Here is a 20,385-nt window from a genome sequence, read left to right on the forward strand (position 1 = left end):
TACGCCTTACCCGGCCTACCGGGGCCTCTCACAGGAGCACACCGCGTAGGCCCGGTAAGCGCAGCGCCACCGGGCGATGGCATCAGGCACGGAGCCGCTTTAGTGCCGGGTGGCGGCTACGCCTTACCCGGCCTACCGGGGCCTCTCACAGGAGCACACCGCGTAGGCCCGGTAAGCGCAGCGCCACCGGGCGATGGCATCAGGCACGGAGCCGCTTTATTGCCCTTCTCCCTCTCCCCGCCGGGGAGAGGGGTTGACTCAGGCGCTGGCGCTGTCCAGTCGCGCCACTTGCTCCGCGCTCAGGCTCAGCGCCGCCGCGCGGGCAAAACTCTCCACCTGAGCCACGCTGGTGGCGCTGGCGATCGGCGCGGTCACGCCTTCGCGGCCGATCAACCACGCCAGCGCCACCTCTGCCGGTTTCACGCCCTGCTCGTCCGCGACCGCCACCAGGGTATCGATAATCCGCATCCCGCGTGGATTCAGATACTTACCAATCCCGCTTCCGCGCTGGCTCTGCGCCAGATCCGACGGCTGGCGGTACTTACCGGTTAAGAACCCAGAGGCCAGGCTGTAGTAGGTCACCACCCCGATATCGCGGCTGACGCAGAGATCGCACAGCGCGCCTTCAAACGCGGAGCGGTGGTAGAGGTTATATTCTGGCTGCAGCACCTGCCAGGCAGGCAAGCCGCCTTTACGCGCTACCTCCAGCGCCCCCGCCAGCTGCATCGCATCCAGGTTAGAGGCCCCCATCGCGCGGATTTTCCCGGCCTGCTGCAGGCTGTGGAAAGCCTCCAGCGTTTCCGCCACCGGGGTTAGCGGATCCGGCCAGTGGGAGAAATAGAGGTCGATATAGTCGGTATTCAGGCGGCGCAGGGAGTCGTCTACCGCCTGTTGGATCCAGGCTTTGCTGAGCCCTTTATGGCCGGGGAGGCCTAAATCGGAGCCGACTTTGGTGAAGATTTTGACCTTATCACGCATGCCGGGGCGCGCCTGCAGCCAGCGGCCGATGATGGTTTCGGATTCGCCGCCCTGGTTGCCTTCCGCCCAGCGGGAATAAACATCCGCCGTATCGATAGCGTCAAATCCGTGGTCAACAAAAGCATCAAGAAGAGCAAAACTGGTTTTTTCATCGATGGTCCAGCCAAAGACGTTGCCGCCAAAGACTAATGGGGCGATGGAAAATCCGGTTTTGCCCAAGGGACGTGTCATCATGCCGAGTACTCCTTAGCTTATATTCTGCTTCCCTCAGGTAACCGCAGGGGTCAGGAGAGGAGGTGATTGGATAATCAGAAAAGGAATCTTACGGCGGGCGCTCCACGCCCGCAGGTACACTCAGACATTATGTCCCGGAATAAACATCAAAGCTAAAATATTTGCCGGCTAATTTTTTATAGGTGCCGTCGGCAAGAATCTTCGCAATCGCGCCGTTAATTTCCTGACGCAGTGCCTCATCGTCTTTACGCAAGCCGATCGCCGCCCCGGCGCCAAACAGCGTATCGTCCTGCAGATGGCCGCCGACAAAGGCAAATTCCTTACCCTGCGGCTGCTGCAGGAAGCTGTAGTCGGCCATCATCCCGGAGAGCACCGCGCCGTCGATGCGCCCGGACTCCAGGTCACGCACCACGCTATCGGCCCCCTGGTAGGCCACAATGTTAATCCCCTGCGGCCGCCAGTGCTGGTTAACATAAGTTTCCTGCGCCGATCCCTGCTCCACGCCGATGGTTTTGCCCTTCAGCTGTTCCGGCGTATTGCCCTGCAGGGTATTTTTACGCGCCACGAGGAACACCGGCCCGTTATATAGCTTGTCGCTAAAGGCAATCTGCTCTTTGCGCTTCTCGGTCATGTACATCCCGGAAAGGATCGCGTCGAATTTACGCGCCTTCAGCGCCGGGATTATGCCGTCGAAATTGCTTTCCACCCACACGCATTTCGCCTGCAACTGCTGGCAAATGGCGTTGCCTAAATCGATATCAAACCCCGCCAGCTTGCCCTGCGGATCTTTCCATTCAAACGGCGCGAAAGTCGGGTCGACGCCGAAGCGGATCTCCTTTCCCCCTTCGGCCAGCGCCGACGTCGACGCCATTAATGCCAGCCATAGCAACAGTGATTTTTTCATTCGCGTTCTTCTCCTGAGATTAGCGACAGTGCTTTTCCACCAGGCGGGCGAACAGCGTCGCGCCGGTGGTGATAATGTCATCGTTAAAGTCGTAGCCGGGGTTGTGCACCATGCAACCGCCCTTCTCCCCTTTCTCACCGTTGCCGAGCAGGAAGTAGCTGCCCGGGCGTTCGCGCAGCATAAAGGCGAAATCCTCGCTGGCGTTCATCGGCGAGACCGACTCCAGAACCCCCTCGCGGCCAAACACCTCCAGCGCCAGCGCCCGGGCGAAATCGGTCTCTTCGGGACTGTTGGTCAATACCGGGTAGGAGTCGTAAACCTCCACGGCGCTGCTGGCGCCATAGCTTTTGGCGGTAAATTCAGCGAGCTCGTGAATACGCTTGATCAGCAGGTCGCGAATGTCCGGCTTCATCGCCCGCACGCTCAGCTCCATCACCACGCTCTCCGGAATGACGTTGGAGGCGATACCAGCCTGGAAAGTACCGACGCTGACCACTGCCGTTTCCCCCGGCGGCACGTTGCGCGCCACGATGCTCTGCAGGGCCATCACCAGCGCCGCACCGGCGACGATCGGGTCGACGGTTCGCTCCGGATGGGCGCCGTGGCCGCCGTAGCCGGTAATCGTAATTTTGACGGTGTCCGCCGAGGCCATAAAGTTGCCGGCATAGAAGCCCAGCTTGCCCACCGGCAGCCCTGGCATGTTGTGCAGACCAAAGATGCGTTCGCAGGGGAACTGCTCGAACAGGCCGTCTTTAATCATTAAATCGGCGCCGCCGATAGCCTCTTCCGCCGGCTGGAAGATCAGATGCACCGTGCCGTTAAACTGGCAGGCCGGCGAGGCGATGTATTTTGCCGCCGCCAGCAGAATGGTGGTGTGGCCGTCATGGCCGCAGGCGTGCATTTTTCCGGGTACCGTACTGGCCCAGGGCAAATCAGTAGTTTCATGGATCGGCAGCGCGTCCATATCGGCGCGCAGGCCAATAGTACGCGGCGAATCGCCTTTGCTCAGGCTACCGACGACGCCGGTTTTACCGAGGCCGCGGGTGACCTGATAGCCCCACTCCGCCAGCTTGCTGGCGACCAGTTCACTGGTATTAAACTCTTCAAGACTTAATTCCGGATTGGCATGTAAATAATGACGGATAGAAATCATTTCCGCTTCCGTCGCTTTAATTTCTGGAATTACATAATCACTCATGCCGTTCTCCGGGAAATAAATTAAGAACTTAACACGGTATCGTGGTGGAAACTTTATGCAAGCAGCATTTCTAATAGCTGGAATGAACTCATCTTATTTAATAATCCGCACATCACAGAGTAATAAATAATCAAAATAGTGAAATTTAAAAATAAACGTTTATTTTATGGAGGATTTACCGTTATTTAACCTACCATTCCCGACCATATTCAGATTTAAATAAAATAAACGTGTATGAAATTACAGACGCTTTCCCTCGCCGCCATCGTCATGCTAGCGGGCTGCAGCGCGCAGGGCGATACCGCCAGCCAGCAGCGGGCCAGCATCCAGAAGATGCGCAGCGAAACCCTCAACAAGCTTTACGCCCTGCAGCCTGAGGCCCGCAGTGATATTCAGCATGCGAAGGGGTATGCGGTGTTTGCCAATAACAGCAGCAAGATCCTGCTGTTCGGGTTTGGCAGCGGTTACGGCGTGGTGCGGAATAAGGCCACCGGGAAGGACACCTATATGAAAATGGCCCAGGGCGGCGCCGGCCTGGGGATGGGGATTAAGCAGCAGCGCACAGTGCTGGTTTTCCATGATAAAGCGGCCCTGGAGACCTTTATCCGCCAGGGATACATGGTTGGCGCCGATGCGAACGCCGCTGCAAAATATGATGACAAAGGCATCGCGCCGATCGCAGCCTCCACCAGCGGCGTGGCGTCAGATACCGCCTCCCTACCCTCGAAGGTCAACGTCTACGACCTGACCGAAAAAGGGCTGGCCGCCCAGGCAATGATCAATGGTTATAAATACTGGCCGGATGATGCGCTGAACCCGTAGCTTTCATGTCCGCACGGTCATCGTGCGGACCGTATTTGCTCGCGGCCCAACGGCGCAAACTGCTAGCCTGGTCACACTCCCTCTCTTTTCTTTTTTACTTTGTTTCCTCAGTTAACTATGTTGTTGTCACTTTCTATGGCAAACGTAACCACGAGGTCACATCATGAATCCACGTCCCAGCCGGATCGCCAGGGGGATTAGCCTGGCAATGACAGGCATTCTCGCACTCTGCGCGCCACTGGCGGTCAACGCCGCCGACAATGCCATCTCTGAGATAGCCGCCAAAGTGGTGCCCTATCAGACCACGCCCCGTGTCTTTGTCCTGACGGATATTGGTAACGAGCCCGACGATCAGATGTCGCTGACCCGCTTTTTACTCTACGCCAATGAAATGAACATTGAGGGGCTGGTGGCAACCACCTCAACCTGGCAGCGGGAGAAAGTCCATACCGATATGATTGACCTGGTGCTCGGCCATTACGGTGAGGTACAGCCTAATTTACTGAAACATGCGGCGGGCTTCCCGACGCAGAGTCAACTGGAAAAGGTTGTCGCCCCCGGACTTGCGGGTTACGGTCTGGCCGCCACGGGCAAGGGGAAGAATACCGCTGGCTCCGACCTGTTGGTTCGCGCCATCGAAAAGAGCACTGATACCCATCACCCGCTCTATATCAATCTGTGGGGCGGTGCCAATACGCTGGCACAGGCATTACAAGATCTGAGCGCAAAACATCCAGCCAGCACGGTAGCCGCTCTCACCGGCAATCTGGTGGTTTATTCGATTTCCGATCAGGATGACGCAGGTTTCTGGATCCGTGCGCACTATCCGGCAATCACCTATATCGTCGATCCCTCCAGTCAGAATGGTGAAGACTACGCTCGCGCCACCTGGACCGGCATCAGCGGCGATAAATATTATCGCAACGCGCCAGGAGCGGATTTCACCACCGTCTCCCAGCACTGGCTGGATCAAAATATCCGCAGTAAGGGGCCGATGGGTAAAGGCTATCTGCAGTATTTGTTTATTATGGAAGGCGATACGCCCGCCTTCCTTGGGCTCATCCGCAACGGTCTTAATAGCGAGCGAAATCCCGGCTGGGGAGGCTGGGGCGGGCGTTACATTGTCCGCCAGCCCCAGCATGAAACACGTCCAGTCTGGAGCAGCGGCGGCGATTTTTATCCAGGCAACCCGAATGCTGCCGATACCGTGACCGGCGTCGACGGAAAGCAGTACACGTCCAATCAGGCAACAATCTGGCGCTGGCGCGAAGCTTTTCAGCATGATTTTGCTGCCCGTATGGACTGGACTATCAAAGATTATGCTTCAGCCAACCACAATCCGCAGGTGGTGGTTAACGGCGACAGCGGGCAGGCAGCACTACTGCTGACGACCACCGTGGGGGAAACCCTGAAGCTGAGCGCCGAGGGCAGCAAAGATCCGGATGGTAACATGCTCCATTATCAATGGTTCCTCTATCCGGAAGCCGGCTCCGCCAGTTCGCAACCGGTGGCGGTAAGCGATGTTCAGGGCCGTCGCGGTGAGGATAATCTGCAGGCGCCGGCAGTGCTGGCCCTGAGTGAACAAAGGCAATCGCGCACCGAGGTCAAAGCGTTACGCCAGGGCACCGAACACCTCATCCTCGCGGTGACGGATAACGGCACGCCCGCACTGACCTCCTATCGCCGGGTGATCGTCACCGTCAACTAGTCCTGCTGGCGTCCACCACTTTTCCAGCCCGCACTCACACGGGCTGGATGATATGATGAGGCCTCGACTCATGGTCATTAAGGGCGGAATCGCGTGGACTACCGACAGCAGATCCTCAATATCTTGCACAGTGAAAACGAATCGCGGGCGGAGATGACCCGGCGTCTGGGCGTCACCAAAGCGTACATCACTAAACTGACCGCCCGACTGCTGGAAGAGGGCTTAATCGAAGAGCGGGATGTGAAGGATACGTCGTTTGGTCGCCCACAGCAGTGCCTGGCCGTCAAAGAGGGCTGTGCCTGGAGCATCAATATTATGTTGCGCCGGGGGAGCTTTCAGGCAACGCTGAACGACTATCGGACGCTGAACGCCCCGCTGGCCAGCGAGCAGTTCAGCCTGCCGGACATCATGACGCCCGACGAACTGACCCAGTTAATTGCCAAAGGTGTCCAGGCGCTATGTCTGCAGGCCTCTCTGGCAGTTGAGCGTATTAACGTGGTGAGCATTGCGCTGCAGGGCGGGATTGAGCATACCACTGGCGTAGTGCGCTACTGCCCCCTCTTCCCCGATGAAAATATTACGCTGATGGCACACATTGAGCAGCGTCTCGGCCTTCCCACCCGCATTTATAATATCGCCCACTGCACGACCTATCTGCTGGCTAAACGCTGGCCGGGCCGCTCCTGGATCGCGTTTATGCCGGGTTTTGGTAGTCTCGGTTTTGGCTATTGCACTCACGGCGTACCGGGACTGGGCGAGAACGGGTTTTACCCGGAAATTGTCCACTTGCCTTATGAGGGTGGTCTGGAGCAGGCGTTTAACGTTAACCCGGCGAATAAGGCGGCCGGCATTCAGAAAACCGCTAACGCCCTGTACTTCGCCATCTGCTGCACTGCGCCGATCCACAACATACGGCTGGTTATCGCCACTGGCGAACTCTTTGAAGATTATGGCGACGAGATTTTGCCATTGACGCAGAAGATGCTGGCCGCCAGTCCAAACCGTCATATTCGCGAGATTACCTTACACCACGACAAAACCGGGCATAACTATGGCTGGCAAGGGCTGGTCCAGCTCAGCTCAGATGCCATCACCGCGCAGCTGGCGTAAAAAAACCGGATCAGGTGTTCCCTGACCCGGCGTCGCAGAAAAGCGCATCGAGCAGCGCGTTTAGTGGCCGAGGGCGCCGCTCACCAGAATCGAGGTGATGATCCCGGTCGCCGCGGCGATCAGCACATAGTTACCGTCGATATAGGACCAGTGATGGCCTTCCGGCGGGCGCGGCAGGCCGCGGTCGCTCCAGTCGCGGACGCGATATTCATCGCCACGGAACGACGCCGGAGCCGGGTGGCCTTTACGGAAATCGTTACCGCGCCAGGCGAAATGATCCTGCTCATGACGCCCCTGATCGCGATTGTCATGACCGTCGCGATCCGGGCCACGCTGGTCATGGTCGCCCTGATGATGCGCGTCAGGTCCGCCCTGCGGCGCATGCCCATCATGGTCCTGGCCGTTCTGCCAGACCGTTGGCTGCCCCGGGCGATGGCCGTCGTTCGGGCCATCGGCAAAGGCCGGGACGCTCAGCACACACGATAAAATTACTGCCAGAGAAATCATCTTTTTCATAGTACACCTCCTGATTGAGGTCTTTTGTACCGGGAAAATGTGAAGAAAGAGTGAGTATCTGGTTAACCAGGATGATTCCTGGTATCGTCGGCTATCGGGAAAAGGTGGTGCTGATGGCGGGGCAATAAAAAAGGCCGCTCTCGCGACCTCTATTCAGACGGGTAAAAGGACTTATTCAGTCACTTTATTTTTTAACTCTTCGGCGCCGGTTTTGGTTTTATCCCAGCCCTTTTCTGCACCGGATTTGGTGGCGTTCCAGCCTTTTTCACTGGCCTCTTTGGTCTTATCCCACCCCTTCTCGGTGCCTTCTTTGGTCTTGTTCCAGGTTTTCTGCGCGCCTTCGCTCACCTGGCTGCCGACGCTGTCCTGCTTGCCTTCGGCGGCGTGTTTCGCCTTCAACTGCTGCTCTTCGCCCTCATGCTGGGCCTGGTGCAGCTTCTCTTTGGCGGTGTTGGCGTTGGCATTCGCCGCCGCGACGGTATCATCTGTTGCATGTGTTGTCGCAGCAAAAACCGGAGCTGCAACCAGAATAGCCGATAACGCAATCATTGCTTTTTTCATAATATCCTCTCTCACGTGTCGTGTTATGAGTCGCATTCAGGATGGCACAACGAACCGGGGATGACATTAGGAATTAGCCTGAAAAACGTCTTCGACCTCCAGCCATGGCAGAAAATGCTGCCGCCGCGCGCGCCCTGTCGGCGTTGGCATAATTTCCAACATGTTTGTTACATTTTATGAAATTTGCCCTTGATATACTTGCCGTTGATGTTCATTCGAGAATACTTCTCAGAATCATTATATTTATAAATTGGCAAACGGAACTCCTTTTATGGCAAGAAAATCAGTAAGATCGCTGTTGCTTACTGCGCTGATCGCGACTCCCCTTTTCAGCTATGCGACCCAATATCCCCTGACGGTCACCGACCTTGACGGCCGCCAGGTCACCCTGTCCAAAGAGCCGCAGCGTATTATTTTGCAGGATGGCCGCGACATTATGACCCTCGCCCTGCTGGACCGGGACGATCCGTTTAAACGGCTGGTGGCATGGAATAATCTGGCGAAAAAGCAGGACGTTGCCACCTGGCAGATGCTGAAAACGAGGTGGCCGCAGTCGGCCACGATCCTTGACATGGGCTTCAGCGACAAAGGGAATGTCGATCTTGAAAGCGTCATCGCCCGTCAGCCGGATCTGATGATCGCTCAGCTACGCGCCAGGCCAGCGCTGATGGAGAGTGGCGTCATCGACAAGCTCAGCGCCCTGCACGTTCCGGTGCTGTTTGTCGACTATGAGATCGACCCGGCGAAAGATACCGCCCCCAGCATCGACCTGCTGGGCAAAGTCCTTAACCGCGAGAGCCAGGCCAAAGCCTTTACCGATTACTATCGTCAGCAGCTGCAGACGATTCGCCAGAAAACCGCGGCCATCACGCCGAAGGCCAACGTCTTCGTGGAAGCGCTGGCCGGCAACAGCGACGCCTGCTGCTTTACCCACGGCCACAGCGGCTGGGGCGGGCTGGTGGAGGCGGTCGGGGCGAACAATATCGGTTCGCAGCTGCTGCCGGGCGCCTCCGGGTTCGTCTCGCTGGAGAAAATCATCAGCATGAAGCCCGACGCCTGGATCATGACTGGCTCGAAGCGCGGCAATAGCCAGGTGCTGCCCCTGGGTTATGAGGTTAAGCCGGAGGCAGTGAAGGCCCAGGCGCAGATCCTGCTGGCGCGACCTGGGGTCAGCCAGATCCCGGCGGTACAGGAAAAGCGGGCCTATGGCGTCTATCACCACTTCTATAACCACCCGTGGAATATTGTCGGCATGGAATACCTGGCGAAAGACATCTACCCGCAGGCCTTCGGCGATCTCAACCCGGATGAGACTTACCATTATATCGTGCGCCATTTCACCGACCTGCCGGACCAGCCGTTCGTCTTCTCCTGGCAGCAGAGCGAGTAATCCGGCATGCGTTTAACCTCCGACTCCGTGCTCGACGGGCTGCCCGCCGGGACCTCTGGCGTGATAGATGATTATCGCCGTATCCTGCGTCGCCGCCTGCTGCTGATGCTCCTGCTGGCGCTGTTGATTGTCGCGTCGCTGCTGCTCGATTTTATGCTCGGCCCCTCCGGTCTGCCGCTGCAGAGCCTGTGGCAGACGTTAACCGATCCGGCCAGCGCCGATCCGGGCACGCGCGCCATCGTCTGGGATATCCGTCTGCCCTATGCGGTGATGGCGATTATCGTCGGTCTGGCGCTGGGACTGGCCGGCGCCGAAATGCAGACCATCCTCAATAACCCGCTGGCCAGCCCGTTTACCCTGGGCGTCTCCTCGGCTGCGGCGTTTGGCGCCGCGCTGGCGATTGTGCTGGGTATTGGCCTGCCCGGTATTCCCGGCCAGTGGTTTATCTCGGCCAACGCCTTTATCTTCGCCCTGCTGGCGGCCCTGCTGCTGGACGGCATCACCCGCTGGACCCAGGTGGCCACCTCCGGCGTCATCCTGTTCGGCATCGCGCTGGTCTTTACCTTTAACGCCCTGGTCTCGATGCTGCAGTTCATCGCCAACGAAGACACGCTGCAGGGGCTGGTGTTCTGGACCATGGGCAGCATCGACCGCGCCTCCTGGAGCAAAGTCGCCATCCTGCTGGTCGCCCTGGCGCTGGTGATGCCCCTGTCGCTGCGCAGCGCGTGGAAGCTGACCGCCCTGCGGCTGGGCGAGGATCGGGCCATCAGCTTTGGCATTAACGTTCGCCGTCTGCGCCTGACCACGCTGCTGCGGATCAGCATTCTGTCGGCGCTTTCGGTGGCTTTTGTCGGGCCAATCGGCTTTATCGGCCTGGTGGCGCCGCATATTGCGCGGATGCTCTTCGGCGAAGACCATCGCTTTTATCTGCCCGCCAGCGCACTGATCGGCGCCCTGGTGCTCTCCCTGGCCTCCATCGCCTCGAAGAACCTGATCCCGGGGGCCATTATTCCGGTGGGGATCGTCACTTCCCTGGTCGGGGTCCCGTTCTTTTTGAGCATTATTTTACGTCATCGGGGGCAGGTATGAGCGACCAGACGTTATCCGGGCTGTCGCTGTCTCACTTCAGCGCCGGCTACCCCAGACGCAAGGTGATCGAGAACCTGACGGTTCCCCATCTGCCGCGCGGGAAAATCACCGCGCTGCTGGGGCCAAACGGCAGCGGTAAATCAACGTTAATGCGGGCGATGGCGGGTCTGGGCCCCTGCCGCGGCGAGCTGCTGCTGGAGGGGGAAAATCTGCTGACGCAGCCGTTCTCACGTCGCGCAGAGCAGGTGGTCTATCTTCCGCAGACGCTGCCCGCCGGCGTGCATCTGCATGTGCTGGAGTCGATTATCGTTGCCCAGCGCGCCGCCGGAGGACGCCACAGTCCGCAGCACCAGGAGGAGGTGATGGCGCTGCTGCGACAGCTGGGGATTGCCCACCTGGCGATGAGCTACCTCGATCAGCTTTCCGGCGGGCAAAAGCAGTTGGTGGGTCTCGCCCAGTCGCTGATCCGCCAGCCGCGCCTGCTGCTGCTCGACGAACCGCTCAGCGCCCTTGACCTCAACTACCAGTTTCACGTGATGGATCTGGTGCGCCGGGAGACCCGGCGGCGCAACATCGTAACCCTGGTGGTGGTGCACGATATCAATATTGCCCTGCGTCACGCCGACCACGTGCTGATGCTCAAGGCGGGCCATCTGCTCGGCGACGGCACCCCGGCCGCGGTCATCACCCCCGAGACTCTGGCGGCGGTCTATGGGGTCCGCGGGCGTATTGAACCCTGTTCGCAGGGGGTGCGGCAGGTGATTATTGACGGCCTGGTGGACAGCGAGGCCTGACTGCGGCGCGGGGCGGCACGTCCGCCCCGCGCCCACCGGCTTAGTGATCGAGATAGATATAGTTTTCCCAGCTCTTCATGCGGATCAGGATCTTCCGGATCAGCGACAGCTCTTTCAGGTGTTCCGAGTAGACCGCCGCCTCAAGGGTGGCCCCCTGCGGCAGAGCGTATTCGGCAAATCGCGGATCGGTCACCTTCAGCACCACCAGCGCCCGGCCGTGGGTATTGAGCGCATCCGTGGTCAGCAGTTTGCCCTGCCCCTGGAACTGGCTCTCGCCAATCGCCGGCAGCACGTCAGCCACTTCTCCGCGAAAGACGGTGCCCGGGATAGCCGGAAACATCAGCTCCGCGGGCTCGCCTTTGTGCAGACGCTGCAGGGCGTTCTGGCGAAATGCCGCGACGTACTCCCGCGAGGCGGCGCCCTCCACCGGCACAAAGGTCATCAGCGGGATCATCCCCAGCGCAGTGGACATGGTGCCCGGCCGTAAGCCGACGGTACTGACATAACCATCCTCCGGGGCGCGGACGACGGTGTTCTCCAGCTGAAACTGCGCCTTTTGCAGCTGCGCCAGCAGGGAGGCCACGGTGGTATTTTTGCCCTTCACCACCGAGTCCAGCGCATTACGCGCCTGAACCACCTTCGCCTGAGCCGAGCTAACGCTGGCTTCATCGGCTTTCCACGTCTGCAGACGGGTATCAACCATTTGATCGGAGAAGGCGCCCTGGGCATGGCCCTCCCGATAGCGGGCATACTCTCGCCGCGACTGGTCGCGCTGGGCCACCGCTCTGCTCAGCTCGGCCTGCGCCTGGCTTAACGCCGCGTTTAAGGAGAGCGCATCCTGACTGGCCGCTTTTATCTGCGCCTGCAGATCGTCCACTTTCGCCTGGAACGGCGTCGGGTCGAGGGTAAACAGCACATCGCCCTTATGCAGCATCTGGTTAGGCTTCACCGGTACGCTCTGCACCCGACCGCGCACCTGCGACACAATCGGCACGGTGCGGAACACCTGATTACCGACGTCGGTATAGGGGAAGTTGTAGTTCATCCCGAAGATCACCGCGCCAATCAGGGCAATACCGCCGAGCACCGCCGTCGGCACGGTCCACTTATTGAGCGGGATGCGAAAAACGTTAAACACCACGATGCACAGCGCGGCGTAGGTCAGCAACATTAACGTTTCCATTAGTTTGCCTCCTTCGTTTTGAGCGCATCCACCTCGCGCTGGACCTGTTCCAGCTGCTGGACTACCGTTTCCAGACGCTGATGCAGCGCCAGCTGGTCATCGGCGATGCGGCGCATCCCCCACCCGCGGTCTTCGCGCCACAGCGTCGCCCAGATCCATAACAAAGGCCACAGCGCGTGCAGGGTAAATAAGCTGACCCAACCGGCATAATGGATCGCATCCTGATGAGGATGGCGCCGCTCTTTAGCGATTTCATAAGGAATATCGTGAATAACAATGACGCCATAAAAAAGTATTAAGGCCACGGCGATCAGAATGGCCAGCGCAACATAATCCAGGGTCATAAAATAACTCCAGAGTGAAAGGTTAACTAAATAAAATAGCCAGATTCAGACGTAACGGGGCCGGGGAAAAAGCGCGCTTAGCGCTTTCCCAGGTGGTAATAGCAACGTGATGGCGTCAATCTGCCGAATCGGGTTCAGAATTTCTCAGGAATATGACGGTCGATAGAGATCAGCTTGCCTTTTTTCACCGTGATATATCCCCCCTCGCGCAGCGCGGCCAGCACCTGGTACACATAGCTGCGCGAGAGATTGGTTCGTTTAATAATAAATGCCGACAGGCTCTCATGCTGGCCACCATCAATTTCGCCGCGATATAAATAGCGCGACAGCATCGATTTAATGGTCTGAAAACTCGTCTGGCTACCGCGTTCATAGTGCGCATCAAGGGCAAATATGCCCATATAGGCCAGGATCGTGGTCAGCTCTTGCATATAGCCCGGCGACGAATGAAAGAATATTCGCTCAAAATCGCTGGCGGTTATTTTCGCCAACTGGCACTCGCCCAGGCACTGATAATAGAGCGCGACCGACGGACAATAATGTTCCAGTAATCCTAACGGCATATGCGCGATAACAATCCCGACCAGGTTCTGCTCATCGCCAAAGGCCAGCGTCATTTGCCCCTGCAGCAGAAAGTAGAGATAGCCCGGCTGCGGAATAAAGCCCTGGTCTTTGCCCAAACTCAGCGTTTCACTGCAGGCGATCACCGCCGGCAGATGCGTGGTCAGCGTCAGCTTCTGGTACCGATCGTAAATATCGCCAAAACTGGGGTTCATCGCGCTGCGCACTCCTTTACCTTTGGTCACCGCGGTGGGGCTAACCGCGACCTGTTGAACTATACCTAAGCGGGTGGGGAAGAAAAAGTCCAGATCTGGAGTGGCGAAATATTCCGCCTGGGTCACATTTTTTACCCTCGCCTCCCTGTTTCGTGACCCGATCGTTCCGCTTACCGGTGGGCTATGCTTTAATTAGCTAAACCGGTTTAATAGAGTTTAGCTAAGAGGAGTTTGTCGAATGAATGGAAAAATCTGGGTACTCGGCGATGCGGTCGTCGATCTCCTGCCCGATGGAGAGGGCCGCCTGCTGCAATGCCCTGGCGGTGCGCCAGCCAACGTCGCGGTCGGCGTGGCGCGGCTCGGCGGCGACAGCGGCTTTATTGGCCGCGTCGGCGACGATCCCTTCGGCCGCTTTATGCGTCACACCCTGGCGCAGGAGAAGGTCGATGTGAATTATATGCGCCTCGACGCCGCGCAGCGCACCTCCACGGTGGTGGTCGATCTCGATCAGCACGGGGAGCGCACCTTTACCTTTATGGTCCGTCCGAGCGCCGATCTGTTTCTTCAGCCCGAGGATCTCCCGCCGTTTGCCGCCGGCCAGTGGCTGCACGTCTGCTCCATCGCCCTCAGCGCGGAGCCAAGCCGCAGCACGGCATTCGCGGCAATGGAGGCGATAAAACGCGCCGGGGGCTATGTCAGCTTCGACCCCAATATCCGCAGCGACCTGTGGCAGGATCCGCAGGACCTGCGTGACTGTCTCGACCGGGCGCTGGCCCTCGCCGACGCCATAAAACTCTCGGAAGAGGAGCTGGCCTTTGTCAGCGGCAGTGACGACATCGTCAGCGGCATCGCCCGCCTCAATGCCCGCTTCCAGCCGACGCTGCTGCTGGTGACCCAGGGCAAAGCGGGGGTCCAGGCCGCCCTGCGCGGGCAGGTTAGCCACTTCCCCGCTCGCCCGGTGGTGGCCGTTGATACCACCGGCGCCGGCGATGCCTTTGTCGCCGGGCTGCTCGCCGGCCTCGCCGCCCACGGTATCCCTGACAACCTCGCCGCGCTGGCTCCCGACCTTACGCTGGCGCAAACCTGCGGCGCGCTGGCCACCACCGCCAAAGGCGCCATGACCGCCCTGCCGTTCAGGGACGATCTTCAGCAGCCGTTTTGATCCCGTTGGGCCGGCGTAACGGCCCACTTTGCTGGCGACATCACAATTCTTAAACCGGTTTAGCAATTTTTATTTTCACCGCGTTACCGACATGTTTACCATATTAACTAAACCGGTTTAGCAAAAGTTAGTACACTCACTGATTTTCACCTTTGGATGTCAACAGCATGTATAAAAAACGGAAGTTAGCCATTCTTATTGCTTTGCTAACCGGCACCGCCGCCGCCCATGGGCAGACAGACCTGAACAGCATTGAAGCGCGTCTTGCCGCTCTGGAAAAACGCCTGCAGGACGCCGAAACCCGCGCCAGCACTGCCGAAAGCCGTGCCGCCTCGGCGGAGCAGAAAGTTCAACAGTTAACCCAGCAGCAGCAGCAAACCCAGGTCACCACTCAGCAGGTGGCCAAGCGCACCACTCAGTTAGAAGAAAAAGCCGAACGGCCCGGCGGCTTTGAGTTCCACGGCTATGCTCGTTCCGGCGTGATCATGAACGACTCGGCCGCCAGCACCAAATCCGGCGCTTATATGACGCCCGCCGGGGAGACCGGCGGCGCCATTGGTCGTCTGGGTAACCAGGCCGACACCTATGTGGAAATGAACCTCGAACATAAGCAGACCCTGGACAACGGGGCAACCACCCGTTTCAAAGTGATGGTGGCCGACGGGCAGACCACCTATAACGACTGGACGGCAAGCAGCAGCGACCTGAACGTGCGCCAGGCGTTTGTCGAGCTGGGCAATCTGCCGACCTTCGAAGGACCGTTCAAAGGCTCGACCCTGTGGGCCGGGAAACGCTTTGACCGCGACAACTTCGACATCCACTGGATTGACTCGGATGTGGTGTTCCTCGCCGGGACCGGCGGCGGGATCTACGACGTGAAATGGAACGACAGCCTGCGCAGCAACTTCTCGTTATACGGCCGCAACTTTGGCGATATCGCTGACAGCAGCAACAGCGTGCAGAACTATATCGTCAGCATGAATAACTTTGTCGGCCCGGTGCAGATGATGGTCAGCGGGATGCGGGCGAAAGATAATGACGAACGCCAGGACACGAACGGCAATCTGGTGAAAGGCGATGCCGCTAACACCGGGGTCCATGCTCTGCTGGGCCTGCACAATGAGAGCTTCTATGGCCTGCGCGACGGGACCAGCAAAACGGCCCTGCTGTATGGCCACGGGCTGGGCGCCGAGGTTAAAGGTATCGGCTCCGACGGTGCGCTGCGCCCGGGGGCCAATACCTGGCGCTTCGCCAGCTACGGCACGACGCCGCTGAGCGATCGCTGGTTTATTGCCCCGGCCGTGCTGGCGCAGAGCAGTAAAGATCGTTATGTCGATGGCGACAGCTATCAGTGGGCCACTCTCAACCTGCGTCTGATTCAGGAAGTGACGCAGAACTTCGCCCTCGCCTGGGAGGGCAGCTATCAGTACATGGATCTGCAGCCTGAAGGCTACAACGATCGCCACGCGGTGAACGGCAGCTTCTACAAGCTGACCTTCGCCCCAACCTTCAAGGTGGGCAGCATCGGCGACTTCTTCTCGCGTCCGGAGATCCGCTTCTATACATCGTGGATGGACTGGAGCAAAAAACTGGATAACTACGCCAACGATGATGCATTAGGCAGCAACGGGTTCAAATCGGGCGGCGAATGGTCGTTCGGTATGCAAATGGAGACCTGGTTCTGACGGTAACCCGGACGACAGGGTAAGTAACACATAAATATAAGGTTCGCGGTGCCTGCCACGGCCGGCACCGCCCACGCCATATCATCATGCATTCAGAGGGTACTATGGATTTTGATCAGATTTCCCGCTCACTGCTTCCCCTGTTGGGCGGCAAGGAAAATATCGCCAGCGCCGCGCACTGCGCCACCCGCCTGCGGCTGGTGCTGGTCGACGACGCGCTCGCCGACCAACAGGCCATTGGCAAAATCGACGGGGTGAAAGGCTGCTTTCGCAATGCCGGACAGATGCAGATCATCTTCGGTACCGGGGTGGTCAATAAAGTCTATGCCGCCTTTATCCAGGCCGCAGGCATCAGCGAATCAAGCAAATCCGAAGCCGCCGACCTGGCCGCGAAAAAGCTGAACCCGTTCCAGCGCATCGCCCGCCTGCTGTCCAACATTTTCGTACCGATCATTCCCGCCATCGTCGCCTCCGGCCTGCTGATGGGCCTGCTGGGGATGGTGAAAACCTACGGCTGGGTCGACCCGAGCAACGCTATCTATATCATGCTGGATATGTGCAGCTCGGCGGCGTTTATCATTCTGCCGATCCTGATCGGCTTTACCGCCGCCCGCGAATTTGGCGGTAACCCTTATCTGGGCGCGACCCTCGGCGGGATCCTGACCCACCCGGCGCTGACCAACGCCTGGGGCGTCGCCGCCGGCTTCCACACCATGAATTTCTTCGGTATCGAAGTGGCGATGATCGGCTACCAGGGCACCGTCTTCCCGGTGCTGCTGGCGGTGTGGTTTATGAGCATTGTCGAAAAACAGCTGCGCCGCGTTATCCCTGACGCGCTGGACCTGATCCTCACCCCGTTCCTGACGGTAATTATCTCCGGCTTTATCGCCCTGCTGCTGATCGGCCCGGCCGGTCGTGCGCTCGGCGACGGCATTTCGTTTATCCTCAGCACGCTTATCAGCCACGCCGGCTGGCTGGCGGGACTGCTGTTCGGCGGCCTCTACTCGGTGATCGTCATCACCGGTATCCATCACAGCTTCCACGCCATTGAGGCCGGACTGCTGGGCAACCCGTCGATTGGCGTCAACTTCCTGCTGCCGATCTGGGCGATGGCCAACGTCGCTCAGGGCGGTGCCTGCTTTGCGGTGTGGTTTAAAACCAAAGATGCCAAAATCAAAGCCATCTCCCTGCCGTCGGCGTTTTCGGCGATGCTGGGGATCACGGAAGCGGCAATCTTCGGGATTAACCTGCGCTTCGTGAAGCCGTTCATCGCTGCGCTGGTGGGCGGTGCTGCCGGCGGCGCCTGGGTGGTGTCGATGCACGTCTACATGACCGCGGTGGGCCTGACGGCGATCCCGGGGATGGCCATCGTGCAGGCCAGTTCGCTGCTGAACTACATTATCGGTATGGCGATCGCCTTCGCCGTGGCCTTCATGCTTTCTCTGACGCTGAAATACAAAACGGACGCTGAATAATGTCATTACCGTCACGCCTGCCTGCGATCCTGCAGGCCGTTATGCAGGGCCAGCCGCAGGCGCTGGCCGACAGCCATTATCCGCAATGGCATCTGGCGCCGGTTAGCGGACTGCTGAACGATCCCAACGGCTTTTGCCAAGTCGCCGGGCGTTACCACCTGTTTTATCAGTGGAACCCGCTCGCCTGCGACCATACCTATAAGTGCTGGGGACACTGGAGCTCTGCCGATCTGCTGCACTGGCGGCATGAACCTATCGCTCTGATGCCGGACGAAGAGTATGACCGCAACGGCTGCTACTCCGGCAGCGCGGTCGAGTTCGAGGGCACCCTGACTCTGTGCTACACCGGCAACGTGAAATTCCCCGACGGCGGGCGCACCGCCTGGCAGTGCCTGGCGACAGAGAATGCCGATGGCACCTTCCGCAAGCTGGGGCCGGTGCTGCCGCTCCCTGACGGTTACACCGGCCATGTGCGCGACCCCAAGGTGTGGCAGCAGGACGGGCGCTGGTACATGGTCCTCGGGGCGCAGGATTTGCAACAGCACGGTAAAGTGCTGCTGTTTACCGCCAGCGATCTGCGGGAGTGGCGCCTGGTGGGCGAGATCGCCGGACATGGCGTTAACGGTCTGGCGAACGGCGGCTATATGTGGGAGTGCCCGGATCTCTTTCCGCTGGCGGATACCCACCTGCTGATCTGCTGCCCGCAGGGGCTGGCCCGCGAAGCGCAGCGCTTTCTCAATACCTATCCGGCGGTGTGGATGGCAGGCCGCTTCGACGCCGAACGCGGCACCTTCGACCACGGCCCGCTGCACGAGCTGGACAGCGGGTTTGAGTTCTACGCGCCGCAGACCATGCTGGCCGAGGATGGCCGCCGTCTGCTGGTCGGCTGGATGGGCGTCCCGGACGGGGAAGAGATGCATCAACCCACCCGCGCACAGGGATGGATCCACCAGATGACCTGCGTGCGCGAGCTGGAGTGGCAGGCGGGCACCCTGTATCAGCGCCCGCTGCGCGAGCTGGCCGCTCTGCGCGAGGAAGCCCAGGGCTGGCGCGGGCAGACCCTGCCCCTCGCCCCGATGGAGCTGGCCTTTGACATCGCCCCCAACAGTACGCTGGGGCTGGACTTTGCCGGCGCCCTGCAGCTCACCGTCAACCGCGACGGCCTGCGTCTGTCGCGCCGCGGGCTGCAGACCGCCGAGATGCATCACCGCTACTGGCGCGGCGAAGCGCGGCGCCTGCGGATCTTTATCGACCGCTCCAGCGTGGAAATTTTCATCAACGATGGCGAAGGGGTGATGAGCAGCCGCTTCTTCCCGGGCTATCCGGGGCAGTTAATCTTCAGCGGTGCGACGCCGGTGGCATTCTGCCGCTGGCTGCTGCGGCCATGCATGGTAGTATAAGCGTTTTGCTTTCAGGCTCCTGAGTGGTGATGAAAACCAAACGCGTAACTATCAAAGATATCGCCGAACTGGCGGGCGTCTCAAAAGCGACCGCCAGTCTGGTGCTCAACGGCCGTGGCAAAGAGCTGCGCGTGGCGCAGGAGACGCGCGAGCGCGTGCTGGCGATCGCCCGCGAGCAGCACTATCAGCCCAGCATTCATGCGCGCTCGCTGCGCGATAACCGCAGCCATACCATTGGCCTGGTGGTACCGGAGATCACCAACTACGGGTTTGCCGTTTTCTCCCATGAGCTTGAGACGCTCTGCCGGGAAGCTGGCGTGCAGCTGCTTATCTCCTGCACCGACGAAAACCCCGGCCAGGAGAGCGTGGTGGTCAATAATATGATTGCCCGCCAGGTCGACGGGCTGATCGTCGCCTCGTGCATGCACAGCGATGCCGACTACCTGAAGCTCAGCGAACAGCTGCCGGTGGTGCTGTTTGACCGCTCCCCCAGCGACAGCGCCCTGCCGCTGGTGATGACCGACTCGGTGACCCCAACCGCCGAGCTGATCTCCCGCATTGCGCCTCAGCATGCGGACGAGTTCTGGTTTCTCGGCGGCCAGCCGCGGCTGTCGCCGTCGCGCGACCGGCTGGCGGGATTCACGCAAGGCCTGGCTCAGGCGGGGGTCACGCTGCGCCCTGAGTGGGTGATCAACGGTAACTACCACCCCAGCTCCGGGTATGAGATGTTCGCGGCGCTCTGCGCGCGGCTGGGACGTCCGCCGAAGGCCTTATTTACCGCGGCCTGCGGACTGCTCGAAGGGGTCCTGCGCTACATGAGCCAGCATCATCTGCTGGACTCCAATATTCATCTCGCCAGCTTCGACGATCACTACCTGTATGATTCGCTTTCCCTGCGCATTGATACCGTGCAGCAGGATAATCGCCAGCTGGCCTGGCACTGCTACGATCTGCTCAGCCAGCTGATCGACGGCCAGGCGCCGGAGCCGCTCCAGCGCTACCTCCCCGCCACCCTGCAGTTTCGCCATCCCTGACGGCGCCGTCGGCAATTAGCGT

Annotated in this window: 19 protein-coding genes; 11 read left to right on the forward strand and 8 right to left on the reverse strand. The window is 59.5% G+C overall.

Going from position 1 to position 20,385, the window contains the following annotated elements:
- Positions 1–258: 258 nt before the first annotated feature.
- The 3 genes from CWM57_RS10060 to CWM57_RS10070 form a co-directional block, all read right to left on the reverse strand.
- Positions 259–1,212: an aldo/keto reductase gene (locus CWM57_RS10060; RefSeq protein ID WP_100675940.1), complete on the reverse strand. Its 954-nt coding sequence runs from the start codon at positions 1,210–1,212 to the stop codon at positions 259–261.
- A gap of 127 nt (positions 1,213–1,339) precedes the next feature.
- Positions 1,340–2,116 (reverse strand): ABC transporter substrate-binding protein, encoded by a 777-nt coding sequence (locus CWM57_RS10065; protein ID WP_074386652.1) that lies wholly within the window; start codon positions 2,114–2,116, stop codon positions 1,340–1,342.
- Positions 2,117–2,135: 19 nt separating this feature from the next.
- The gene (locus CWM57_RS10070; RefSeq protein WP_100675941.1) at positions 2,136–3,314 is read right to left on the reverse strand and encodes a M20 aminoacylase family protein; all 1,179 of its coding nucleotides are present in this window, start codon (positions 3,312–3,314) and stop codon (positions 2,136–2,138) included.
- A 540-nt stretch (positions 3,315–3,854) separates the two neighbouring features.
- Between CWM57_RS10070 and CWM57_RS28175 the strand changes: the two genes are divergently transcribed.
- The 3 genes from CWM57_RS28175 to CWM57_RS10085 all read left to right on the forward strand — a co-directional run bounded on the left by CWM57_RS28175 (position 3,855) and on the right by CWM57_RS10085 (position 6,954).
- Positions 3,855–4,136, forward strand: coding sequence for a YSC84-related protein (locus CWM57_RS28175; protein WP_229588915.1), 282 nt, complete (start codon positions 3,855–3,857; stop codon positions 4,134–4,136).
- Between the two features lie 163 nt (positions 4,137–4,299).
- The gene (locus tag CWM57_RS10080) at positions 4,300–5,844 is read left to right on the forward strand and encodes a DUF1593 domain-containing protein (RefSeq protein ID WP_227520641.1); all 1,545 of its coding nucleotides are present in this window, start codon (positions 4,300–4,302) and stop codon (positions 5,842–5,844) included.
- A gap of 93 nt (positions 5,845–5,937) precedes the next feature.
- Entirely contained in the window at positions 5,938–6,954 is a 1,017-nt protein-coding gene (locus CWM57_RS10085; protein WP_100675943.1) for an ROK family transcriptional regulator, read from the forward strand.
- A 60-nt stretch (positions 6,955–7,014) separates the two neighbouring features.
- Here CWM57_RS10085 and CWM57_RS10090 read toward each other — a convergent pair whose 3' ends face one another.
- The gene (locus CWM57_RS10090) at positions 7,015–7,470 is read right to left on the reverse strand and encodes an RcnB family protein (RefSeq protein ID WP_061155450.1); all 456 of its coding nucleotides are present in this window, start codon (positions 7,468–7,470) and stop codon (positions 7,015–7,017) included.
- A gap of 171 nt (positions 7,471–7,641) precedes the next feature.
- Entirely contained in the window at positions 7,642–8,031 is a 390-nt protein-coding gene (locus CWM57_RS10095) for a hypothetical protein (RefSeq protein ID WP_061155451.1), read from the reverse strand.
- 271 nt (positions 8,032–8,302) lie between these two features.
- Between CWM57_RS10095 and CWM57_RS10105 the strand changes: the two genes are divergently transcribed.
- The 3 genes from CWM57_RS10105 to CWM57_RS10115 are packed head-to-tail and all read left to right on the forward strand — an operon-like array spanning position 8,303 to position 11,304.
- Positions 8,303–9,421: an ABC transporter substrate-binding protein gene (locus CWM57_RS10105; protein ID WP_100675944.1), complete on the forward strand. Its 1,119-nt coding sequence runs from the start codon at positions 8,303–8,305 to the stop codon at positions 9,419–9,421.
- Positions 9,422–9,481: 60 nt separating this feature from the next.
- Positions 9,482–10,510, forward strand: a complete 1,029-nt coding sequence (locus CWM57_RS10110) for a FecCD family ABC transporter permease (RefSeq protein WP_165784186.1) — start codon at positions 9,482–9,484, stop codon at positions 10,508–10,510.
- Complete coding sequence (locus tag CWM57_RS10115) at positions 10,507–11,304, forward strand: ABC transporter ATP-binding protein (protein WP_064179912.1); 798 nt, start codon at positions 10,507–10,509, stop codon at positions 11,302–11,304. Before CWM57_RS10110 ends, CWM57_RS10115 begins: the two co-directional genes overlap by 4 nt.
- A gap of 40 nt (positions 11,305–11,344) precedes the next feature.
- Here the strand turns inward: CWM57_RS10115 and CWM57_RS10120 are convergent, their stop codons facing one another.
- From CWM57_RS10120 to CWM57_RS10130, 3 genes are all read right to left on the reverse strand, one after another.
- Positions 11,345–12,487, reverse strand: a complete 1,143-nt coding sequence (locus CWM57_RS10120) for an HlyD family secretion protein (protein ID WP_100675945.1) — start codon at positions 12,485–12,487, stop codon at positions 11,345–11,347.
- Positions 12,487–12,831: a DUF3302 domain-containing protein gene (locus CWM57_RS10125; protein ID WP_100675946.1), complete on the reverse strand. Its 345-nt coding sequence runs from the start codon at positions 12,829–12,831 to the stop codon at positions 12,487–12,489. Before CWM57_RS10125 ends, CWM57_RS10120 begins: the two co-directional genes overlap by 1 nt.
- A 134-nt stretch (positions 12,832–12,965) precedes the next feature.
- Positions 12,966–13,607, reverse strand: coding sequence for a helix-turn-helix domain-containing protein (locus tag CWM57_RS10130; protein WP_004151802.1), 642 nt, complete (start codon positions 13,605–13,607; stop codon positions 12,966–12,968).
- A gap of 238 nt (positions 13,608–13,845) precedes the next feature.
- Here CWM57_RS10130 and CWM57_RS10135 point away from each other — a divergent pair, with 238 nt between their 5' ends.
- The 5 genes from CWM57_RS10135 (at position 13,846) to CWM57_RS10155 (ending at position 20,363) form a co-directional block, all read left to right on the forward strand.
- The gene (locus CWM57_RS10135) at positions 13,846–14,769 is read left to right on the forward strand and encodes an aminoimidazole riboside kinase (RefSeq protein WP_100675948.1); all 924 of its coding nucleotides are present in this window, start codon (positions 13,846–13,848) and stop codon (positions 14,767–14,769) included.
- A gap of 167 nt (positions 14,770–14,936) precedes the next feature.
- Positions 14,937–16,454 (forward strand): carbohydrate porin, encoded by a 1,518-nt coding sequence (locus tag CWM57_RS10140; protein WP_074386691.1) that lies wholly within the window; start codon positions 14,937–14,939, stop codon positions 16,452–16,454.
- A gap of 104 nt (positions 16,455–16,558) precedes the next feature.
- Complete coding sequence (locus CWM57_RS10145) at positions 16,559–17,929, forward strand: sucrose-specific PTS transporter subunit IIBC (protein ID WP_061155459.1); 1,371 nt, start codon at positions 16,559–16,561, stop codon at positions 17,927–17,929.
- Positions 17,929–19,329 carry a sucrose-6-phosphate hydrolase gene (locus CWM57_RS10150; RefSeq protein ID WP_100631520.1) on the forward strand — a complete coding sequence of 467 codons (1,401 nt, stop codon included), beginning with the start codon at positions 17,929–17,931 and terminating at the stop codon, positions 19,327–19,329. Before CWM57_RS10145 ends, CWM57_RS10150 begins: the two co-directional genes overlap by 1 nt.
- A gap of 23 nt (positions 19,330–19,352) precedes the next feature.
- Entirely contained in the window at positions 19,353–20,363 is a 1,011-nt protein-coding gene (locus CWM57_RS10155) for a LacI family DNA-binding transcriptional regulator (protein WP_162494424.1), read from the forward strand.
- Positions 20,364–20,385: the final 22 nt, after the last annotated feature.

The organism is Klebsiella sp. G-Nf4, from assembly GCF_002810615.1.
GTDB lineage: Bacteria > Pseudomonadota > Gammaproteobacteria > Enterobacterales > Enterobacteriaceae > Klebsiella > Klebsiella variicola.

Excerpts from the sequence above, each read along its gene's own strand:
- CWM57_RS10115 (WP_064179912.1), top strand. The coding sequence starts at position 10,507 with ATGAGCGACCAGACGTTATCCGGGCTGTCGCTGTCTCACTTCAGCGCC.
- CWM57_RS10150 (WP_100631520.1), top strand. The coding sequence starts at position 17,929 with ATGTCATTACCGTCACGCCTGCCTGCGATCCTGCAGGCCGTTATGCAG.
- CWM57_RS10090 (WP_061155450.1), bottom strand. The coding sequence starts at position 7,470 with ATGAAAAAGATGATTTCTCTGGCAGTAATTTTATCGTGTGTGCTGAGC.
- CWM57_RS10095 (WP_061155451.1), bottom strand. The coding sequence starts at position 8,031 with ATGAAAAAAGCAATGATTGCGTTATCGGCTATTCTGGTTGCAGCTCCG.
- CWM57_RS10105 (WP_100675944.1), top strand. The coding sequence starts at position 8,303 with ATGGCAAGAAAATCAGTAAGATCGCTGTTGCTTACTGCGCTGATCGCG.
- CWM57_RS10065 (WP_074386652.1), bottom strand. The coding sequence starts at position 2,116 with ATGAAAAAATCACTGTTGCTATGGCTGGCATTAATGGCGTCGACGTCG.
- CWM57_RS10130 (WP_004151802.1), bottom strand. The coding sequence starts at position 13,607 with ATGAACCCCAGTTTTGGCGATATTTACGATCGGTACCAGAAGCTGACG.
- CWM57_RS10140 (WP_074386691.1), top strand. The coding sequence starts at position 14,937 with ATGTATAAAAAACGGAAGTTAGCCATTCTTATTGCTTTGCTAACCGGC.
- CWM57_RS10060 (WP_100675940.1), bottom strand. The coding sequence starts at position 1,212 with ATGATGACACGTCCCTTGGGCAAAACCGGATTTTCCATCGCCCCATTA.
- CWM57_RS10135 (WP_100675948.1), top strand. The coding sequence starts at position 13,846 with ATGAATGGAAAAATCTGGGTACTCGGCGATGCGGTCGTCGATCTCCTG.
- CWM57_RS28175 (WP_229588915.1), top strand. The coding sequence starts at position 3,855 with ATGGGGATTAAGCAGCAGCGCACAGTGCTGGTTTTCCATGATAAAGCG.
- CWM57_RS10080 (WP_227520641.1), top strand. The coding sequence starts at position 4,300 with ATGAATCCACGTCCCAGCCGGATCGCCAGGGGGATTAGCCTGGCAATG.
- CWM57_RS10070 (WP_100675941.1), bottom strand. The coding sequence starts at position 3,314 with ATGAGTGATTATGTAATTCCAGAAATTAAAGCGACGGAAGCGGAAATG.
- CWM57_RS10120 (WP_100675945.1), bottom strand. The coding sequence starts at position 12,487 with ATGGAAACGTTAATGTTGCTGACCTACGCCGCGCTGTGCATCGTGGTG.
- CWM57_RS10145 (WP_061155459.1), top strand. The coding sequence starts at position 16,559 with ATGGATTTTGATCAGATTTCCCGCTCACTGCTTCCCCTGTTGGGCGGC.
- CWM57_RS10125 (WP_100675946.1), bottom strand. The coding sequence starts at position 12,831 with ATGACCCTGGATTATGTTGCGCTGGCCATTCTGATCGCCGTGGCCTTA.